Source organism: Mesorhizobium sp. M7A.F.Ca.CA.004.12.1.1 (genome assembly GCF_003997835.1).
Lineage (GTDB): Bacteria > Pseudomonadota > Alphaproteobacteria > Rhizobiales > Rhizobiaceae > Mesorhizobium.
The window spans coordinates 1-2,906 of sequence record NZ_RZRK01000763.1; the positions used below are offsets into that span (position 1 = coordinate 1).

3 protein-coding genes are annotated in these 2,906 nt (G+C 64.2%); 1 reads left to right on the top strand and 2 read right to left on the bottom strand.

From position 1 onward, the window contains the following. Both EN984_RS29105 and EN984_RS29110 read right to left on the bottom strand, forming a co-directional pair. Positions 1-880 (bottom strand): lytic murein transglycosylase (locus EN984_RS29105; protein ID WP_164765721.1); only part of this gene is annotated, 880 nt, incomplete at its 3' end. A 298-nt stretch (positions 881-1,178) separates the two neighbouring features. Continuing rightward, positions 1,179-1,979 (bottom strand): GH25 family lysozyme, encoded by an 801-nt coding sequence (locus EN984_RS29110; protein WP_023813161.1) that lies wholly within the window; start codon positions 1,977-1,979, stop codon positions 1,179-1,181. 228 nt (positions 1,980-2,207) lie between these two features. Between EN984_RS29110 and EN984_RS29115 the strand changes: the two genes are divergently transcribed. Further along, the coding region (locus tag EN984_RS29115) for a serine hydrolase (RefSeq protein ID WP_164765722.1) at positions 2,208-2,906 on the top strand (699 nt) is incomplete at its 3' end.

Genomic DNA, 2,906 nt, shown 5'->3' on the forward strand with positions numbered 1-2,906 from the left:
CTAGGAAGGCGGGCCCCTTACGGCCCATCGGCAGCGCCAAGCCTGCCTTGAGGCCGTTGTCGACCAGCGGCGCGCCGCTGGGGTAGGTGACGCCCCATTGCGCCCACTGCGACAGCGGCAGCTTGTTGGTGCGACCGGTCTGGTCCCACGGCATGTCTTCGGGCACGCGGACTTCCTGGATCCAGGGCTGGTCGCGTTTCCAGCCGCGCGACAGCACTTTGTTGGCGGTGGTCATGATCACATCGGGCACGCTGCCGCGCAGGTCGATCTTGCCGTCGCCGTCGCCGTCGACGCCGCGTGCCAGATAATCTGAGGGCAGGATCTGCGTCTGGCCGATCTCGCCGGCCCAGGCGCCCCTGACATCGGCCGGCAGCACGCCGCGATCGATCAATTGCAGAAGCGGTATCAACTGAGGCCGAAACAGTTGCGGGCGGCGGCAATCATGCGACAGCGTCACCAGGGCGCTCAGCGTGTGGAAGTCGCCCTGCACGGCGCCGAAATCGGTCTCCAGCGCCCAGAAGGCGGCGATGATCGGCGCCTGAACGCCGAACTGCTGGTCGGCGCGGGCGAAGACATCCGCGTATTTCTTCATGTTCGCCGCACCTTGCTTCAGGCGATAGGCCGAGATCATGCGGTTGGAAAACTCGACAAAGGTTTGGGTGAAGACGCCCTGGGCGCGGTCGCGTGCCAACACCTTGTCGTCGAAGGTTGCCGCTTCAAGGGCGTCGAGACCGGCAGTGCCGACGCCGGCCGCCTTGGCTTCCGCGGCGACGCCCTGCTTCCACGTCTCGAAGTCGCCGCCGCATTCCTGCGCCATCGCCGGCAAGGCCGTGGCACACAGGGTCAGCGCAGCCGCGAGGACTTTGGAACGCAGTCGCATCAGCTTCCTCTCGAAACGAATAGCGGGCAGTTGTTGTGCTCCCCCGGAGGCCCAACGCCCTGAATTGCCGGCGGTTGCACTTTTCACCGCTGGCTGTGTCGAAAAGCAGGCGGCAGGCCCGGTGTCAACGGTTCTTGTGCCGCAGCCCCTTATTCCGCCGGCTTCTCTGCCGTTGCACCGGTGTCAACAGTGTTCTGCGGAGCTTCTTATCTCGGACGGACTCGCTGCCGTTGCACCGGTTCAACGGAAGCTCTGCTGGAGTGATTTGATCCATGGCGGTGCTGCCGTTGAACCGGTGTCAACGGGTGTTCTGCCGCAGCCACTTGTTCCAGGTGGCTTCACTGCCGTTGAAGACGTTGATGTCGGCCTTGCCGGTCATGCCCGGAATGATCCCGGTTCCTGTGTACTGCCAGAATGTGAAGGGGTGGCTGCCGTATTTCTCACGTGGATGGCCGGCGACAGAACGCAGCCAGTACGGATAGCCGCGAAACCCCGCCAGGCCGTTGTCGTCGAAGAAGTCGACCGAGGTGTAGATGATCGGCTTCTTGCCGTAGTGGCGTTCGACGATCTCGAGGAAGGTGGTCATCTCCGCGCGCACCGTGGCGGCGTCGGGACGCAGCCTGCAGGTCGGCGATTGTGGGTTCCATTCCATGTCGAGGACCGGCGGCATCGCCGAGCGATCGACGGGGACGTTGCGGATGAACCAGCGCGCCTGCACGGCAGCCGGGGTGCAGAAATAGTAGAAGTGATAGGCGGCGCGGGGAACGCCCGCAGCTTTGGTCCGGGTCCAATGCTCGTTGAAGTATTCATCGAAGCGATCGCCGCCCTCGGTCGCCTTGATGAAGGCGAAGGAGATGCCGCTGGCCTTGGCCGCCGGCCAGTCGACCGAGGTCTGGTATTTGGAAACATCGGTGCCGTGGACGGCATAGTTCCACGGCGCGCCGCTCTCCCATTCATGCGGCTTGGAATCGGCAAAGCGCGGCGCCCGGACAGTGACCGTCGGGCTGCTCGACGCCGACGGCGACAGTGGCGAGAGATCGTCTACTGTCGAGCACGCGCCAAGCAGCGCTAGCATAATGAGGCCCGCAAGACGGCGCATCGCAATTCCCGAGCCGGATTCAGCCGGTCGCTGATGGGTCTATACCTGATGGCCGGCTTGTGATTGGGCCCCCTCCGAGCGATCGCCCCACAGCATCGCTCAGCATATCCTGTGATCGCCGATCATGGTTGATAATCCGTTGATGGCGCTCGACAAGCATTGTGATTTGCGGAAGCAATGGCGGCAAATCGATGACATAAGGGCTCGCGCAGGGCCCGGAGGAAATAAATGCGGATCGTCGTCAAGATCGTCAGATGGCTGCTTGGTCTGATCGTGCTGGCGGTCGCCGCGCTGTTTGCGTGGCTATACATCGCGCCGCCCGAATTGATCCGCGTCGGTTCCGGCTATTCGGCCAAGATCGTCTGCTCGAATGTCTTCATCGCCGGCCGGGACGCCAATGAGGTGCTGGCCGTCGACGTGCAGGCGCCCGGGCATCCCCTGCTGCGGTTAATGCGTGTTTCGGTGGACAAGAACAGGGGAACGGTGTCTGCCGGCCTGTTCGGGTTCCTCGGCAAGAGCGTCGCTGTCGCCCGCGACGGGCTTGGCTGCGCTTCGGTTCCGGACGGCGATGTCGGCAAGGCGCGACGGACTGTGATCCAGGCGGAGCCGTCGGCGGCCACCATGGGCGACCTGTGGCCGGAAGGCGAGCGGGTTGAGGCATCGCAGGATCCGGTTGTTGCCAAGCTGCTGGACGATGCGGCGCTGACCGGCACCGGCATGCGGGCGGTGGTGGTGGTCAAGAATGGCCGCGTCGTCGCCGAGCGCTACGGCGCGGGCTTTTCCGCCAAGACGCCGCTGCTCGGCTGGTCGATGACGAAGACGGTGAATGCCGCCATCGTCGGTACGTTGGTCAAGGACGGCAAGATGGCTTTCGACGACAAAAACCTGTTTGCGCCGTGGAAGGCGGACGGCCGCGCCGCCATCAGC